Annotated in this window: 16 protein-coding genes; 12 read left to right on the top strand and 4 right to left on the bottom strand. The window is 63.7% G+C overall.

All coding sequences use genetic code 11. From position 1 onward, the window contains the following. The first annotated feature begins 102 nt into the window (after nucleotides 1-102). From fsa to EDF58_RS04440, 5 genes are all read left to right on the top strand, one after another. Entirely contained in the window at nucleotides 103-753 is a 651-nt protein-coding gene (gene fsa, locus EDF58_RS04460; protein ID WP_132263009.1) for a fructose-6-phosphate aldolase, read from the top strand. 162 nt (nucleotides 754-915) lie between these two features. Beyond that, the gene (gene cobT / locus EDF58_RS04455; RefSeq protein ID WP_132263007.1) at nucleotides 916-2,742 is read left to right on the top strand and encodes a cobaltochelatase subunit CobT; all 1,827 of its coding nucleotides are present in this window, start codon (nucleotides 916-918) and stop codon (nucleotides 2,740-2,742) included. 140 nt (nucleotides 2,743-2,882) lie between these two features. Then, nucleotides 2,883-4,334, top strand: a complete 1,452-nt coding sequence (gene cysS, locus EDF58_RS04450; protein ID WP_132263005.1) for a cysteine--tRNA ligase — start codon at nucleotides 2,883-2,885, stop codon at nucleotides 4,332-4,334. Between the two features lie 121 nt (nucleotides 4,335-4,455). Beyond that, nucleotides 4,456-5,394 carry a D-2-hydroxyacid dehydrogenase gene (locus EDF58_RS04445; RefSeq protein WP_132263003.1) on the top strand — a complete coding sequence of 313 codons (939 nt, stop codon included), beginning with the start codon at nucleotides 4,456-4,458 and terminating at the stop codon, nucleotides 5,392-5,394. A gap of 98 nt (nucleotides 5,395-5,492) precedes the next feature. Next, nucleotides 5,493-7,166, top strand: a complete 1,674-nt coding sequence (locus tag EDF58_RS04440) for an acetolactate synthase large subunit (protein WP_132263001.1) — start codon at nucleotides 5,493-5,495, stop codon at nucleotides 7,164-7,166. A 57-nt stretch (nucleotides 7,167-7,223) separates the two neighbouring features. On the opposite strand, the gene EDF58_RS04435 is transcribed toward EDF58_RS04440, so the two are convergent. Beyond that, entirely contained in the window at nucleotides 7,224-7,619 is a 396-nt protein-coding gene (locus EDF58_RS04435; RefSeq protein WP_243654069.1) for a hypothetical protein, read from the bottom strand. Continuing rightward, nucleotides 7,609-7,797, bottom strand: a complete 189-nt coding sequence (locus EDF58_RS26285; RefSeq protein WP_132262999.1) for a hypothetical protein — start codon at nucleotides 7,795-7,797, stop codon at nucleotides 7,609-7,611. Before EDF58_RS26285 ends, EDF58_RS04435 begins: the two co-directional genes overlap by 11 nt. 102 nt (nucleotides 7,798-7,899) lie before the next feature. Between EDF58_RS26285 and EDF58_RS04425 the strand changes: the two genes are divergently transcribed. Together EDF58_RS04425 and EDF58_RS04420 are read left to right on the top strand one after the other, a co-directional pair. Beyond that, nucleotides 7,900-8,550, top strand: a complete 651-nt coding sequence (locus EDF58_RS04425) for a LexA family transcriptional regulator (protein WP_132262998.1) — start codon at nucleotides 7,900-7,902, stop codon at nucleotides 8,548-8,550. 71 nt (nucleotides 8,551-8,621) lie between these two features. After that, complete coding sequence (locus tag EDF58_RS04420) at nucleotides 8,622-9,314, top strand: MBL fold metallo-hydrolase (RefSeq protein WP_132262996.1); 693 nt, start codon at nucleotides 8,622-8,624, stop codon at nucleotides 9,312-9,314. Between the two features lie 60 nt (nucleotides 9,315-9,374). On the opposite strand, the gene EDF58_RS04415 is transcribed toward EDF58_RS04420, so the two are convergent. Then, entirely contained in the window at nucleotides 9,375-9,767 is a 393-nt protein-coding gene (locus EDF58_RS04415) for an MAPEG family protein (RefSeq protein ID WP_132262994.1), read from the bottom strand. 161 nt (nucleotides 9,768-9,928) lie between these two features. Between EDF58_RS04415 and rpmF the strand changes: the two genes are divergently transcribed. From rpmF to EDF58_RS04390, 5 genes are all read left to right on the top strand, one after another. Further along, the gene (gene rpmF, locus EDF58_RS04410) at nucleotides 9,929-10,108 is read left to right on the top strand and encodes a 50S ribosomal protein L32 (RefSeq protein ID WP_132262993.1); all 180 of its coding nucleotides are present in this window, start codon (nucleotides 9,929-9,931) and stop codon (nucleotides 10,106-10,108) included. A gap of 27 nt (nucleotides 10,109-10,135) precedes the next feature. After that, on the top strand, nucleotides 10,136-11,197 hold the full coding sequence (gene plsX, locus EDF58_RS04405; protein WP_132262991.1) for a phosphate acyltransferase PlsX: 1,062 nt from the start codon (nucleotides 10,136-10,138) through the stop codon (nucleotides 11,195-11,197). Then, nucleotides 11,197-12,165, top strand: coding sequence for a beta-ketoacyl-ACP synthase III (locus EDF58_RS04400; protein WP_132262989.1), 969 nt, complete (start codon nucleotides 11,197-11,199; stop codon nucleotides 12,163-12,165). Before plsX ends, EDF58_RS04400 begins: the two co-directional genes overlap by 1 nt. A gap of 113 nt (nucleotides 12,166-12,278) precedes the next feature. Next, nucleotides 12,279-12,572 carry an integration host factor subunit alpha gene (locus tag EDF58_RS04395; RefSeq protein WP_132262987.1) on the top strand — a complete coding sequence of 98 codons (294 nt, stop codon included), beginning with the start codon at nucleotides 12,279-12,281 and terminating at the stop codon, nucleotides 12,570-12,572. 41 nt (nucleotides 12,573-12,613) lie between these two features. Continuing rightward, nucleotides 12,614-13,054 carry a MerR family transcriptional regulator gene (locus tag EDF58_RS04390; protein ID WP_132262985.1) on the top strand — a complete coding sequence of 147 codons (441 nt, stop codon included), beginning with the start codon at nucleotides 12,614-12,616 and terminating at the stop codon, nucleotides 13,052-13,054. A gap of 30 nt (nucleotides 13,055-13,084) precedes the next feature. Here EDF58_RS04390 and EDF58_RS04385 read toward each other — a convergent pair whose 3' ends face one another. After that, the gene (locus EDF58_RS04385) at nucleotides 13,085-13,630 is read right to left on the bottom strand and encodes a histidine phosphatase family protein (protein WP_132262983.1); all 546 of its coding nucleotides are present in this window, start codon (nucleotides 13,628-13,630) and stop codon (nucleotides 13,085-13,087) included. Nucleotides 13,631-13,641: the final 11 nt, after the last annotated feature.

The raw sequence follows: 13,641 nt of genomic DNA, 5'->3' as shown, positions 1-13,641 counted from the left end.
CGCAGGGTAGCGGGGAAGGGCGCGCTTCCCTATAGGGGGCGCCAGAATCGACGGGCAGCGCGACGCCGCCCGTCGCAGCCCCGCACCCACAGGAACCGCGCCATGAAGTTCTTCGTCGACACCGCAGACACCAACGACATCGCCGATCTGGCCGCCACCGGCCTGCTCGACGGCGTCACCACCAACCCCTCGCTGATCGCCAAGTCCGGCCGCGACTTCCTGGAAGTCACCAAGGAAATCTGCGGTCTGGTCGACGGTCCGGTCAGCGCCGAAGTCGTTGCGCTCGACCATGAAGGCATGATGCGCGAGGCCGAAATCCTCCGCAAGATCGCCGACAACGTCTGCATCAAGGTGCCGCTCACCATCGACGGCCTGAAGACCTGCAAGAAGCTGACCAGCGACGGCACGCTCGTCAACGTCACGCTCTGCTTCTCGGCCAACCAGGCCCTGCTTGCGGCCAAGGCCGGCGCCAGCTTCGTCTCGCCCTTCGTCGGCCGTCATGACGACAACGGCTTCGACGGCATGGACCTGATCCGCGACATCCGCCTGATCTACGACAACTACGCCTTCGAGACCGAGATCCTCGCCGCCTCGATCCGCCACCCGGTTCACGTCCTCGAATGCGCCCGCATCGGCGCCGACGTCGCAACGATGCCGCCGGCCGTCATCAAGAACCTCGTGAAGCACGTCCTTACGGACAAGGGCATCGAAGGCTTCATGGCCGACTGGGCCAAGACCGGCCAGTCCCTCTGATTTGACGCCGCTCTGATTTGAAGTCGCTCTGATCTGAAGCCGTTCCGGCCCGAGGTCAGGGCAGCATGGATCGTCGTCCCGGACCGCGTCCGGGACGACCTCTTGCTCCCAACCGATCCTTCCCGGCTTGCACCCGGCGGACTATGTCGCCATTGAGCGGTCATGTCCGATGAAACACCCGTCGATCGCTTCAAGCTGGCCCTGACCGGCGCTTCGCGCGCCATCGCGCAGGATGCCGAAGTCGAGGTCAACTGGACCGCCGACGCTCCAAGCTCCACCGGCCAGACGTTCCGCGTGCCGATGCCGGGCCGCTCGATTCCGCAGGCGGCCGCCATGCAGGCGCGCGGCTATGCCGACAGTTTCGCGCTCAGGCTGCGCCATCACAACGACAGGCTGCACACGCGCAATGCGCCCGCCGACCCTTCGGCCCGGGCCTGCTACGATGCGGTGGAGGCCGTGCGCTACGAGGCGCTGGGCGCCAATCACTACGAGGGCATGCGCGCCAACCTCGATGCCTCGCTGGAAGCGCGCATCGCCAGCGATCCGATCTCGCGGGCGGACAGCCCGGACGGCGTGCCGATCCCGACCGCGCTGGCGCTCATGCTGCGAGAGCGTCTGACCGGCCAGCCAGTGCCGGAATCGGCCCAGTTCGGCGTCGACATGGTCCGCCGCTGGATCGAATCCAAGGCGGGTGACGATTTCGAGGCGCTGGCCGATTCCATCGAGAACCAGAAAGCCTTCCAGAAGCTCTCGCTCGACATGCTCATGCACCTGGAGATGACCCAGGCCGAGCAGATCGAACAGCCGCCCGAAGAGTCCGAGGACATGGACGGCGACGAGGAGACCGAGGAAGACGAAACCGGCGACGAAAGCGGCAAGGAGGAGCAGTCCACCGAGATGGCTGCCGAGCCGTCGAGCGGCCAGGACGAGGGCGAGAGCGAGGCCGAGGGCGAGAACTCGGACGAGATGGACGACGGCGAAGAGGGACAGGAAGGCGAGGAGGGCATGATGCCCGTGCGTCCGAACCGGCCCTGGACCGACATTCCCGACAGCTTCGACTATCAGGTCTTCACCGAGGCCTTCGACGAAGTGGTGGTCGCTTCCGAACTGTGCGACGACGAGGAACTGACCCGTCTGCGCGCCTACCTCGATGCCCAGCTCAAGGGGTTGCAGGGCGTGGTGACGCGCCTTGCCAACCGGCTCCAGCGCCGCCTCATGGCCCAGCAGAACCGTTCGTGGGACTTTGATCAGGAAGAGGGCATGCTCGATGCCGCGCGGCTCGCCCGCGTGGTCGTCTCGCCCGGACAGTCGCTGTCCTACAAGATCGAGCGCGATGTCGAGTTCAAGGATACGATCGTCACTCTGCTGCTCGACAATTCCGGCTCGATGCGCGGTCGTCCCATCTCGATCGCGGCGATCAGCGCGGATGTGCTGGCGCGCACGCTGGAGCGCTGCGGCGTCAAAGTGGAGATCCTGGGCTTCACCACGCGCGCCTGGAAGGGCGGGCAGAGCCGCGAATCCTGGCTGTCGAACGGGCGCCCCCAGCATCCGGGCCGCCTCAACGATCTTCGTCACATCATCTACAAGAAGGCCGACGAGCCGTGGCGCCGGGCGCGCAAGAACCTGGGCCTGATGATGCGCGAGGGCCTGTTGAAGGAAAATATCGACGGCGAGGCGCTGCTCTGGGCGCACAATCGCATGCTGGCCCGGCCCGAAGACCGGCGGATCATGATGGTGATCTCCGATGGTGCTCCGGTGGACGATTCGACGCTATCGGTGAACTCCGCAGGCTATCTCGAAGCGCACCTTCGCCGCGTGATCGAGTGGATCGAGACCAAGAGCCCGGTCCAGCTCGTCGCCATCGGCATCGGCCACGATGTGACGCGCTACTACCGCCGCGCCGTGACGATCATGGACGCCGAACAACTCGGCGGGACCATGATCGAACAGCTCGCCGGACTGTTCGAAGAGGAAAAGGGCAGGAAATGAGGGTGTCCCGGACCAGGTCCGGGACTGCCGGCCTTTCTTTGGGGCGTCGCTTGCGCGGGAGCTTCACGCCATCCGGATCCGTTCGGGTCGGCGTCCTCAAGGATTGACCTCGCCTCGGCCAGCCGCTTATGCCGCGGCGCATGACCGAAACCCAAAGCCTGACCCTGTTCAACAGCCTCACCCGCCAGCTGGAGCCGTTCCAGCCCGTCCATGAAGGCGAGGCGCGGGTCTACAGCTGCGGGCCGACGGTCTACAACTACCCCCATATCGGCAACATGCGCGCCTATGTCTTCGCGGACATCCTCGGCCGGACGCTGAGCCACAAGGGCTACAAGCTCACGCACGTCATCAACATCACCGATGTCGGCCACCTGACCGACGACGCCGATGCCGGTGAGGACAAGATGGAGAAGATGGCGCGCACCCAGGCGCAGTCCATCTGGGACATCGCTGCCCATTACACCCAGGCCTATTGGGCCGACATCAAGGCGCTCAATATCCGTCAGCCGGCGAAGTGGTCGATCGCGACCGACTATGTGCCGCAGATGATAGAATTTGCCGAGAAGATCGCTCCAACTCACTGCTATGAATTGGAAAGTGGTCTCTATTTCGACGTTTCCACCGTGTCCGATTATGGCCGCCTAGCCCGTGCCGTCACGGACGAGGGGGAGGGGCGCATCGAGGCCGTCGCGGGCAAGCGCAATGCGGCGGACTTCGCCATATGGCGCAAGACTCCGTCGGGCGAGACGCGCCAGATGGAATGGGATTCGCCTTGGGGCAAAGGTGCTCCGGGATGGCATCTCGAATGCTCGGTGATGTCCGGCGACTTGCTCGGCTTTCCCTTCGACATCCACACCGGCGGCATCGATCACCGCGAGATCCATCACCCCAACGAAATTGCCCAGAACCAGGCATTCTGCTGCACCAATGGCCTCGACGTGGCCGCAAATTCCGGTGCCAAGGTATGGATGCACAATAATTTTCTGGTCGAACGCTCGGGCAAGATGAGCAAGAGCTCGGGTGAATTCCTGCGGCTGCAACTGCTGATCGACAAGGGCTACCACCCGCTCGGCTACCGCATGATGTGCCTGCAGGCGCACTATCGCTCGGAGCTGGAATTTTCGTGGGAGGGGCTGGCCGCCGCGCTGGTTCGCCTCAAGCGCATGATCATCGTGATCGAGCGACTGGGCGATGTGGAGCCGGGCGATGCCGGCCATCCCAAGCTCGCGCCCATGCTCGAAACTTTCGAGAAGGCCGTGGGAGAGGATCTGAACACCGCCGTGGCGCTCACCGCGCTGGAAGACGTTCTGGCCGCCAAGAAAGTCGATCCCGGCGCCAAGCGGGCCGTGATCGAGGCGATGGACGCGGTGCTGGGCCTCGACCTGTTCGGCACCAGCCGCGCCGATCTTCGCCTTCGGCCCAAGGCGGCCGAGATCACCGAGGCCGAAATCGAGGGCGTCCTCGTCCAGCGCAAGGAAGCGCGCGTGCAGAAGGATTTCGCGATATCGGATGCCCTGCGCGACGCGCTGGCCGCGAAGGGCGTGGACGTGATGGACGGCGATCCGCTGGGCTGGGAATGGAAGCTCGGCTGACCGCTTGAGCGGGGCGGGACCGGGCTTGCAGTAAGCGCGGGCCAGCCCCCCTTGTCATCCCTGCTGGCCATCCCGATCAAGGTGCAAAGGCCTGAAATAGGCCGCCAATCGGAGTCCGTCCATGACCGCCGCCGTGATCAACGCCAAGTCGCGTGCCCTTCTTGAAGGGCGCTTGCCCGTGGGCGTGGAGCCGCTCTGGTTCGAAAGCGATGCGCAGCTGCTGCAACTGGCGCCGCGCGCGGAGATCGCCTGGCTCGATCCCGTATCGCCTGCCATCGCGGCCGAGTTCATTGCCGCCGCAGACAAGCTGACCTGGTACACGGCGCTGTCGTCTGGGGTCGACTGGCTTCCCCTGACGCTCCTGGCGGAGCGCGGCGTCCAGCTTACCAACGGTTCGGGCATTCATGCGCAGTCGGTGGCCGAATATGCGGTGATGGGGATGCTGACGGTCGCCAAGGGCTGGCGTGAGGTGGTGCGGGCGCAAGATCGGCACCAGTGGCTGGCCCAGCCGCCGGGCAAGCGCGAACTGCTGGATTCGAAAGTCCTGGTGGTCGGCGCCGGCGAGATCGGCGGCCGGATCGCCGAACTCCTGCGCGTGTTCGGTGCGGACGTGACGGGCGTGCGCCGCCGTCCGGGACCAGGCGACCTGGCATCGGATGCCTGGCGCGCGGAACTCGGCCGATTCGACTGGGTCATCGCCATCGTGCCCTCGACCCCGGAAACCCAGCGCATGTTCGGTGAGGCGGAGTTCTCCGCGATGAAGCCCGGCGCCGTCTTCCTCAACTTCGCGCGCGGGACGGTGATCGACCAGGACGCCCTGCTGGCCGCCATCGACTCGGGCCATCTGGGCGGCGCTTTCCTCGACGTGACGGAGCCCGAGCCGCTTCCGGCCGACCATCCGCTCTGGTCGCGCGAAAATATCCATATTTCGATGCACCTGGCCGGCCGGGCGCAGGACACCCTGTACGAGCGCGGATCGGCGCGATTTCTCGCCAATCTCCAGCACTTCGTGCGCGGCGAGCCCCTGGACCATGTCGTCGATCTGTCGCGGGGTTATTGACCGGCCACTACTTTGGCCAGATGCCCGGCGTTGAATTCTTCGCCACATGCCCTGACACTACGACCTGAAATTCGGGATCAAGCGGAGGGAAGATGCACATGGCAGAGAGCGACAAGCGCAAGGCGTCCGATCTATTCATCGAATGCCTGGAAGCGGAGGGCGTCGAGTATATCTTCGGCGTTCCGGGTGAGGAGAACCTCGATTTCCTCGATTCGCTCTCGCGGTCCAAACAGATCCGGCTGATTCTCACCCGGCACGAGCAAGGGGCGGGCTTCATGGCGGCCACTTATGGCCGCCATACCGGGAAAGTGGGCGTCTGCCTCTCCACACTCGGCCCGGGCGCGACCAATTTCGTGACCGCCGCGGCTTATGCGACGCTTGGCGGCATGCCGATGCTGATGATTACCGGGCAGAAGCCGATCAAGAAATCGAAGCAGGGGCGCTTCCAGATCCTCGATGTCGTTTCGATGATGCAGCCTATCACCAAGTACGCGCACCAGATGGCCAGTTCGGACAATATCCCGAGCCGCGTCCGCGAGGCGTTCCGCATCGCCGAGGAAGAGAAGCCCGGCGCCACCCATGTCGAACTGCCCGAGGACATTGCCGACGAATATACCGATTCGCGCCCGATTCCGCGCTCGACGGTAAGGCGGCCGACGGCCGACGCGAAGTCGATCGCACAGGCGGTGGAAGCCCTGCAGAAGGCGAAGCGCCCGGTGCTGGTGATCGGTGCAGGCGCGAACCGCAAGATGACCAGCAAGATGCTGGGCGAATTCGTCGAGAAGACCGGAATTCCTTTCCTCACCACGCAGCTCGGCAAAGGCGTGATCGACGAGCGCCATCCGCGCTTCCTGGGCTGCGCGGCGCTGTCCTCGGGCGATTTCGTTCACCGCGCGATCGAGGACGCCGACTGCATCGTCAATATCGGCCACGACGTGATCGAGAAACCGCCGTTCTTCATGCATAACGACGGCACGCGGAACGACCGCGTGGTGATCCACGTCTCGACCAAGACCGCGGAAGTCGATCCGGTCTATTTCCCGCATATCGAGGTGATCGGCGATATCGCCAACGCCGTATGGCAGATCAAGGAAGCCATCGCGCCTTCGGCGAAATGGAACTTCGATGCCATGCTCGGCTATCGCCAGGCCGAAGTGGAGCATACCGAAAAGCTGGCTGCCGACGAGCGCTTCCCGATCTTCCCGCCGCATCTCGTGAAGCAGGTTCGCAGCGCCTTGCCTGACGACGCGATCGTCTGCCTCGACAACGGCGTCTACAAATTGTGGTTTGCCCGCGGCTATTGCGCGTCCAAGCCCAATACCGTGCTGCTAGACAATGCGCTGGCATCGATGGGAGCAGGGCTGCCGTCTGCCATGGCCAGCGCGATGGTCTATCCGCACCGCAAGATCTTCGCGGTCTGCGGCGACGGCGGCTTCATGATGAACAGCCAGGAGATGGAAACGGCGGTTCGCCTGGGCCTCAACCTCACCGTGCTGATCCTGAACGACAATGCCTATGGCATGATTCGCTGGAAGCAGGCCAACATGGGCTTTGCCGATTTCGGGCTGACTTACGGCAACCCCGACTTCGTGAAATATGCAGAGAGCTATGGCGCCAGCGGCCACAGGGTGGAGAGCGCGGCGCATCTCAAGACACTGCTGGCCCACTGCCGCGATACACCGGGCGTCCATGTGATAGATTGCCCCGTCGACTATTCGGAAAACGATCGCATCCTGAACAGCGAAATCAGGGAGCTTTCGCTGGCCCTCTGAATGAAAACGGGAAGGCAGGGCGCGCGCCTGCCTTCCCGCAGCGTGGCTTTTTCCGGATCAGCAGTCTTCGAGCAGCAGAAGTTCGATCTCCACGGTCAGGCTGGGCGGCGGACCTGCCCGGTGGTCGGCTTCGGTCACCACCGCGTCCGCCACCAGGTGGCCGGAAATGGTGAATTCATGGTCGGGCAGAGCCGCGATCAGGTTCTCTCCGTCCTCGATGGCGTCCTCGCCCGCGAAAGTCAGCGCCACCGTATGGCGAGAGCCGGCGAAAGTGGCGCTTGTCCAGGGGCGTTCGGCGTGGCGCAGGAACTCGGCGCGGGAACCGGCGAGTTTGAGCAGGGCCGCAATCAAGGGCAGCCATGGTCCGCGCGCCGCACAGCGCTGCGCACCGTCGCCCAGGGCCTGTCGAGCCGATGCGAGCATCGCGCGGTCATGGGCAAAATTAACGTGCATGTGGGCTCTCCAGGTAAGTCGTCATGAAAAGTCGGATGCGTGCCGCGGTCCCGGCGCGGGGCCGGCGCCCGTTGCGCAAATCGCCGACGAATCGCGGATCGTGTGCAGCGAGGCGCCCGAACTTGGTCCACGGCATCCGGGTGAGGCGCAGGAAGCGCTCTATCTGGCGTAAAAGCATGGAACTTTGGGCTCCGGTGAGTGGGATTCGCGACTCGTGTTCCTAATATGTTCCAACCGAATGGGACTTGTCTAGGAAATTTCCTACGACTAGGATTACATTATGGAAAACGCCGAAATTCGCCGCCGTTTGCTGGAACTTGCCGAGGAACGCGGTGCGAGCCTTTCGTCCCTGTCGCGAATGATCGGAAAAAATACCACTTATCTTCAACAATTTATAAGAAAGGGTAGTCCGAGGAAGCTGGAGGAGGGGGATCGCGGCCAGCTTGCACGGTTCTTCGGAGTGGACGAATCGGAATTCGGGAAATCGAAGGAAAAATCCTACGTAAACGACAGAAATTCCTACGCCGGTGACTGGGTGGACGTCCCGCGTCTTTCGATCGGCGCTTCCGCGGGTCCGGGCGCCTTGCCGGACGGGGAGGACGTGTTCGGAACGATCCGTTTCTCCCCCCGCTGGCTGCGTTCGATGGGGCTGCGCCCGGAAATGCTCTCGGCCATCGTGGTCAGCGGCGATTCGATGGAGCCGGTGCTCCGCGATGGCGACGAAATCCTCGTGGACCGCGACTGGCGGCCGCTGCGGGACGGCATCCATGTCGTCCGACTCGACGATACGGTGCTGGTGAAGCGACTGGAGGCCGGACGGGCCGGACGCATCGCCTTGTTGAGCGATAACCCGGCCTATCGGCCCATCGAATGCGATCTCCAGGAAATCGAGGTGATCGGCCGTGTCGTGTGGAAGGGCGGGCGAATCTGAACGGCTCGCAGGCCTGACGGGGAGGGGGCGCAAGGTTGCATTCCTCCGGGCTTGCGGCCATTTCCGCAGCCATGACCCAAACCAGCGAGAAGCCTCAGGAACAGTCGATGCGTGTCGGCATCATTCCCGTCACGCCGCTCCAGCAGAACTGTTCACTGCTGTGGTGCACCAGGACCATGCGGGGTGCCTTCGTCGATCCGGGAGGAGACCTTCCCAAGCTGCGGCAGGCTCTGGAAAAGACCGGGGTGACGCTGGAGAAGATACTCGTCACCCATGGCCATCTCGATCACTGCGGCATGGCGGGAATCTTCGCGAAGGAAATGGGCGTCCCGATCGAGGGGCCTCACGAAGAGGATCGATTCTGGATATCCAAACTGGACGACGACGGTCCGCGCTGGAACATGGAAGCCGAGACGTTCGAGCCCGATCGCTGGCTCGAAGACGGTGACAGGGTGACCGTGGGCGAGCTGGAACTGGATGTCGTCCATTGCCCGGGGCACACGCCGGGGCACATCGTTTTCCATCATGCACCCAGCAAGTTCGCGATGGTGGGGGACGTGCTGTTCAAGGGCGGCATCGGCCGGTGGGATTTCCCGCGCGGCAATCTCCAGGATCTGGTCGAATCGATCACCGCGAAGCTCTGGCCGCTGGGTGACGAAGTGACGTTCGTCCCGGGCCACGGACCTATCAGCACGTTCGGAGACGAGCGGGCGAGCAATCCCTATGTCGGCGACGCGGCGCTGGAGCACGGCTTGCCGGGCTGAGGGCTGTGCCATTCCTCACGCTATTATAGGGGGCGGTGCCGATGCACCGCCCTTTTCGTTTTAGAACCACCCCAGGGCGATCAGCACGGCCACGGCGGACAGTCCGGCCAAGGTGAGCACGGTCACGAGAACGCCGACCATGCGCAGCGGGTTCGGCCTGTCGATGTCCATGCCCAGGCCATGGGACACGCGGCCCAGCATGAAGAGCGAGCCGACGATGGCCAGCCAGATGCCGCCCTTTCCGGTCATTTCGATCGCTGCGGCCAGGATCAGCACGAAAGGCGTGCTTTCCACGAAATTGAGCTGCGCCCGCATGCGCCGCGCGAGAGGATCGTGGCCTCCATCGCCGAACAGCACCTTTTCCCGCATGCGCATCTGGCCGATACGCGCTATATGCCAGAAGGTAATCACGCCGGCCGCGGCCGCGAGGCACAAAGTTGTCTGCAGAATCATGGTTCGAATTCCCCCTAGGTGGATTTCACGTTCATGCTGCGGGGAGGAACGGGTTGCAACTCGTGCGAAATCGGTTATAGGCGCGCCTTCGCAAGCCGCCGGTCCGCGAACACGGTTTCCGGCGGCCTTTTTGACATTCAATTCCAGGAACAGGTGCCGAAATGGCTGTCCCTAAAAGAAAAACGTCCCCGTCCCGCCGGGGCATGCGCCGCAGCCACGATGCTCTGCAGGTCGAAGCATTCCACGAATGCCCGAACTGCGGCGAACTGAAGCGCCCGCACAACCTCTGCAACGCTTGCGGCCACTACAACGGTCGTGAGATCGTCGCGGTCGAAGCTTAAGACCAAGACGATTTTCGGAGGTTGCCCATGAGTTTGCCGCGTATCGCTGTCGATGCGATGGGCGGCGACGAGGGCGTGCGCGTCATGATTGAAGGCGCTGCTCTCGCGCGCCGTCGTCACGATCGCTTCAAGTTCCTGTTGGTCGGTGACGAGCCGCGGATCAAGGCCGCGCTCGAAAGCCATCCGAATCTCAGGGCAAGTTCCGAGATATTGCACACTGAAGGCGTCATCAGTGGCGAGGATAAGCCCAGCCAGGCATTGCGCCGGGCCAAGGGCACCTCGATGGGACGCGCTATCGAGGCGGTGAAGGCGGGTGACGCCGGAGCCGCCGTCAGTGCCGGCAATACCGGCGCTTTGATGGCGATTTCCAAGCTCGCGTTGCGCACGATGCCCGGCATCGATCGCCCGGCGCTGGCTGCCCTGCTGCCGACTCTGGAAGATCATGACCTGGTCATGCTCGATCTCGGCGCCAATGCCGAGTGCGATGCGCGCAATCTCGTGCAGTTCGCGATCATGGGCGCTGCCTATGCCCGTGTCGCCACGGGCCGCGAGCACCCGCGCGTGCGCCTGCTGAACATCGGCACCGAGGAAACCAAGGGCACCGAAGACTTGCGCGACGCTGCGGCGATGCTCAAGGCCTCGGCCGCCGACCTGTCGATCTCGTTCGACGGTTTCACCGAAGCCGACAAGCTCGGCCGCGGTGACATGGACGTCGTCGTGACCGACGGTTTTTCGGGCAATGTCGCGCTCAAGGCTGTCGAAGGCACGGCGCGCTTCGTGGCAGACCTGCTGCGTCGCGGCTTTTCGAGTTCGCTGCGCTCGAAGATCGGTTTCCTGATCTCGAAGCCGGCCACCGAGCTGCTCAAGCATCACCTCGATCCCAACAATCATAACGGCGCGGTTTTCCTGGGCCTCAACGGCATCGTGGTGAAAAGCCACGGCGGTGCGAACGCCGCAGGCGTCGCCAATGCCGTGGCGGTTACCGCGCGCCTCCTGGAGGAAAACGTGACCGAGCGGATTTCCGCGGACCTTGCCCGTCTGGGCGGGACGTCCCTGCGCAAGCCTCGCGTCCAGGAAGAGAGTGCCTGATGATTCGTTCGGTTCTCGTCGGTACGGGTTCGGCCCTGCCGCGACGCGCGGTCAGCAATGCCGAACTCGCCGAGCGCGTCGATACCAGCGACGAATGGATCGTCGAGCGTACCGGGATTTCCAATCGCCACATCGCCGCGCCTGACGAAACGACGTCTAGCCTGGCCACCGATGCGGCCCGCAAGGCCATCGAGGCGGCTGGCTTCGAAGCTTCGTCGATCGACCTGATCGTGCTGGCCACGGCCACCCCGGACCAGACGTTCCCGGCCACGGCCACGATCGTCCAGAACAACCTCGGCTGCCGCGGCGGAATCGCTTTCGACGTCGCCGCCGTCTGCTCCGGTTTCCTCTACGCAGTGGGCGTTGCCGATTCGATGCTCCGCACCGGCATGGCCAAGCGGGCACTCGTCATTGGTTCGGAAACCTTCAGCCGCATTCTCGACTGGGAAGATCGCACCACTTGCGTTCTTTTCGGAGACGGCGCCGGGGCGATCGTTCTCGAAGCGCAGGAGCAGGGCGAAGAGGGTTCGCGCGGTATCCTGGCGACGCGGCTTCATGCCGATGGCGCGCACAACGAACTGCTCTATGTCGATGGCGGTCCCTCGACGACCGGCACCGTGGGCAAGTTGCGCATGAAGGGCCGTGAGGTCTTCCGGCACGCTGTCGTGAACCTGGCCGAAGTTCTCAAGGAAGTCCTTGAGGAAACGGGGCATTCTCCTTCCGATATCGATTGGCTGGTGCCGCACCAGGCCAATGCCCGCATCCTCGATGCGACGGCGCGCAAGCTCAATCTGCCGGCCGAAAAGGTCGTGATGACGGTGGGCCAGCACGCCAATACTTCGGCTGCCTCGGTGCCTCTGGCGCTCGACCAGGCCGTTCGCGACGGCCGCATCGTGCAGGGCGATCTTGTCGTCCTCGAAGCGATGGGCGGCGGTTTCACCTGGGGCGCAAGCGTCGTTCGGATCTGATTCGGTGCTCCGTTATGGAGGATCGGGTGAACTGATGTGGGGGAGCATTGCTTTTCCCGCATTTTTTCATAATATTGTCCGGGGGGTTGTCGCACGGAGGGGATGCGGGACTTATGCGCTCCACGGACACATTGACGAGGGCCGAAATCGCTGAAGCCATCCACAGGAAGCTGGGATTGTCCAGATCCGAGTCGCTTGCGATGGTCGAAGCTATACTGCAGCATATGTCGGAAGCCCTTTCGGAGGGCGAAAATGTCAAGATTTCCGGGTTCGGGACTTTCCTGCTTCGCGACAAGGGCGAACGGATCGGCCGCAATCCGAAAACCGGCGTGGAGGTGCCGATTACGCCTCGCCGGGTCATGACATTCCGGGCCAGTCAGATGCTGAAGGACCGCATTACCGACTGATCCGGTTCCGGCATCACGTTGGTTATACGGAGAATTCTGCCATGACTGCGATCGAAGCGAACCGTCCGGAAGCGACCATCGTCAATGATGGAGCGTCCGGGACGGGGGTCTTCAACGACGGCAAGGCGCACGATGCGCTGCGCACGATCGGTGAAGTGACGAAGGCATTGGGCATTCGCCAGCATGTCCTGCGTTACTGGGAAGAGCAGTTTCCTGCCCTTCAGCCGATCAAGCGCAGCGGCAACCGTCGCTATTACCGGCCGGAAGACGTCCTGCTGATCGCCGAGATCGACCGACTGGTCAATCGCGAGGGCTATACCTTGCGCGGCGCGCGCATGGCTCTTGAGGAGCCGGCATCGGCGGAGACCGGCGCGGAGAGCGATCGACTCGCGGAGGCGGCGCCTGCAGGCGCGTCCGATTCCCTCATTCAGGAACTGCTCGGAATTCGCCTTCGACTGGCACGGGCGCTGGCCGCGGCCTGACAGGGCCGAGGCGGTACGCCGCGTTCCGGCTTAATCCAGCGCGCTGGGCCCCAGTTCGGGATCGAGGTCGCGTGGGCGGGTGAGATGCACCAGCCGGCCTGTGCCTTCGGCGATCTCGTCCCAGGATTCGATGTCCAGTTCCACCACGGCATAAGCGGCGGTGGGAAATTTTTCCTCGACCACGTCGCGCATCGGGCTGCTGCCGTCGTCCGGCACGAGATCGAAGATCAGGTCTTCGAGGCCCGGATTGTGTCCTATCAGCATGATCGAGCGCGGATCGCCCGCCTGTTCGCGCAGGAGGTCGATCAAGGTGGCGGAACTGGCAAGGTAGATCCGGCGATCCCAGGTGATCGGCGGCATTTCGCCCGCGGCTTCTCCGGCCAATTCGATCGTCTGGGTGACGCGAACGGCGGGGGAGGCGAGGATGCGCTTCCAGCCCACGGCGTGGTCGCGGATGTGCAGGCCGATCAGGGCGGCGCCCTTGCGGCCGCGCCCGTTGAGCGGGCGGTCGAAGTCACGGAGGCGGGCATCGTGCCAGTCCGATTTGGCGTGTCTTAGGATTCCGAGGGTTTTCATCGAGACTTTCG

This window comes from Novosphingobium sp. PhB57 (genome assembly GCF_004342985.1).
Taxonomy (GTDB): Bacteria; Pseudomonadota; Alphaproteobacteria; order Sphingomonadales; family Sphingomonadaceae; genus Novosphingobium.
The sequence above is the reverse complement of the archived record's forward strand: the minus strand, read 5'-3'. Positions and strand labels throughout refer to the sequence as shown.

Excerpts from the sequence above, each read along its gene's own strand:
- fsa (WP_132263009.1), top strand. The coding sequence starts at position 103 with ATGAAGTTCTTCGTCGACACCGCAGACACCAACGACATCGCCGATCTG.
- cobT (WP_132263007.1), top strand. The coding sequence starts at position 916 with ATGTCCGATGAAACACCCGTCGATCGCTTCAAGCTGGCCCTGACCGGC.
- cysS (WP_132263005.1), top strand. The coding sequence starts at position 2,883 with ATGACCGAAACCCAAAGCCTGACCCTGTTCAACAGCCTCACCCGCCAG.
- EDF58_RS04445 (WP_132263003.1), top strand. The coding sequence starts at position 4,456 with ATGACCGCCGCCGTGATCAACGCCAAGTCGCGTGCCCTTCTTGAAGGG.
- EDF58_RS04440 (WP_132263001.1), top strand. The coding sequence starts at position 5,493 with ATGGCAGAGAGCGACAAGCGCAAGGCGTCCGATCTATTCATCGAATGC.
- EDF58_RS04435 (WP_243654069.1), bottom strand. The coding sequence starts at position 7,619 with ATGCACGTTAATTTTGCCCATGACCGCGCGATGCTCGCATCGGCTCGA.
- EDF58_RS26285 (WP_132262999.1), bottom strand. The coding sequence starts at position 7,797 with ATGCTTTTACGCCAGATAGAGCGCTTCCTGCGCCTCACCCGGATGCCG.
- EDF58_RS04425 (WP_132262998.1), top strand. The coding sequence starts at position 7,900 with ATGGAAAACGCCGAAATTCGCCGCCGTTTGCTGGAACTTGCCGAGGAA.
- EDF58_RS04420 (WP_132262996.1), top strand. The coding sequence starts at position 8,622 with ATGACCCAAACCAGCGAGAAGCCTCAGGAACAGTCGATGCGTGTCGGC.
- EDF58_RS04415 (WP_132262994.1), bottom strand. The coding sequence starts at position 9,767 with ATGATTCTGCAGACAACTTTGTGCCTCGCGGCCGCGGCCGGCGTGATT.
- rpmF (WP_132262993.1), top strand. The coding sequence starts at position 9,929 with ATGGCTGTCCCTAAAAGAAAAACGTCCCCGTCCCGCCGGGGCATGCGC.
- plsX (WP_132262991.1), top strand. The coding sequence starts at position 10,136 with ATGAGTTTGCCGCGTATCGCTGTCGATGCGATGGGCGGCGACGAGGGC.
- EDF58_RS04400 (WP_132262989.1), top strand. The coding sequence starts at position 11,197 with ATGATTCGTTCGGTTCTCGTCGGTACGGGTTCGGCCCTGCCGCGACGC.
- EDF58_RS04395 (WP_132262987.1), top strand. The coding sequence starts at position 12,279 with ATGCGCTCCACGGACACATTGACGAGGGCCGAAATCGCTGAAGCCATC.
- EDF58_RS04390 (WP_132262985.1), top strand. The coding sequence starts at position 12,614 with ATGACTGCGATCGAAGCGAACCGTCCGGAAGCGACCATCGTCAATGAT.
- EDF58_RS04385 (WP_132262983.1), bottom strand. The coding sequence starts at position 13,630 with ATGAAAACCCTCGGAATCCTAAGACACGCCAAATCGGACTGGCACGAT.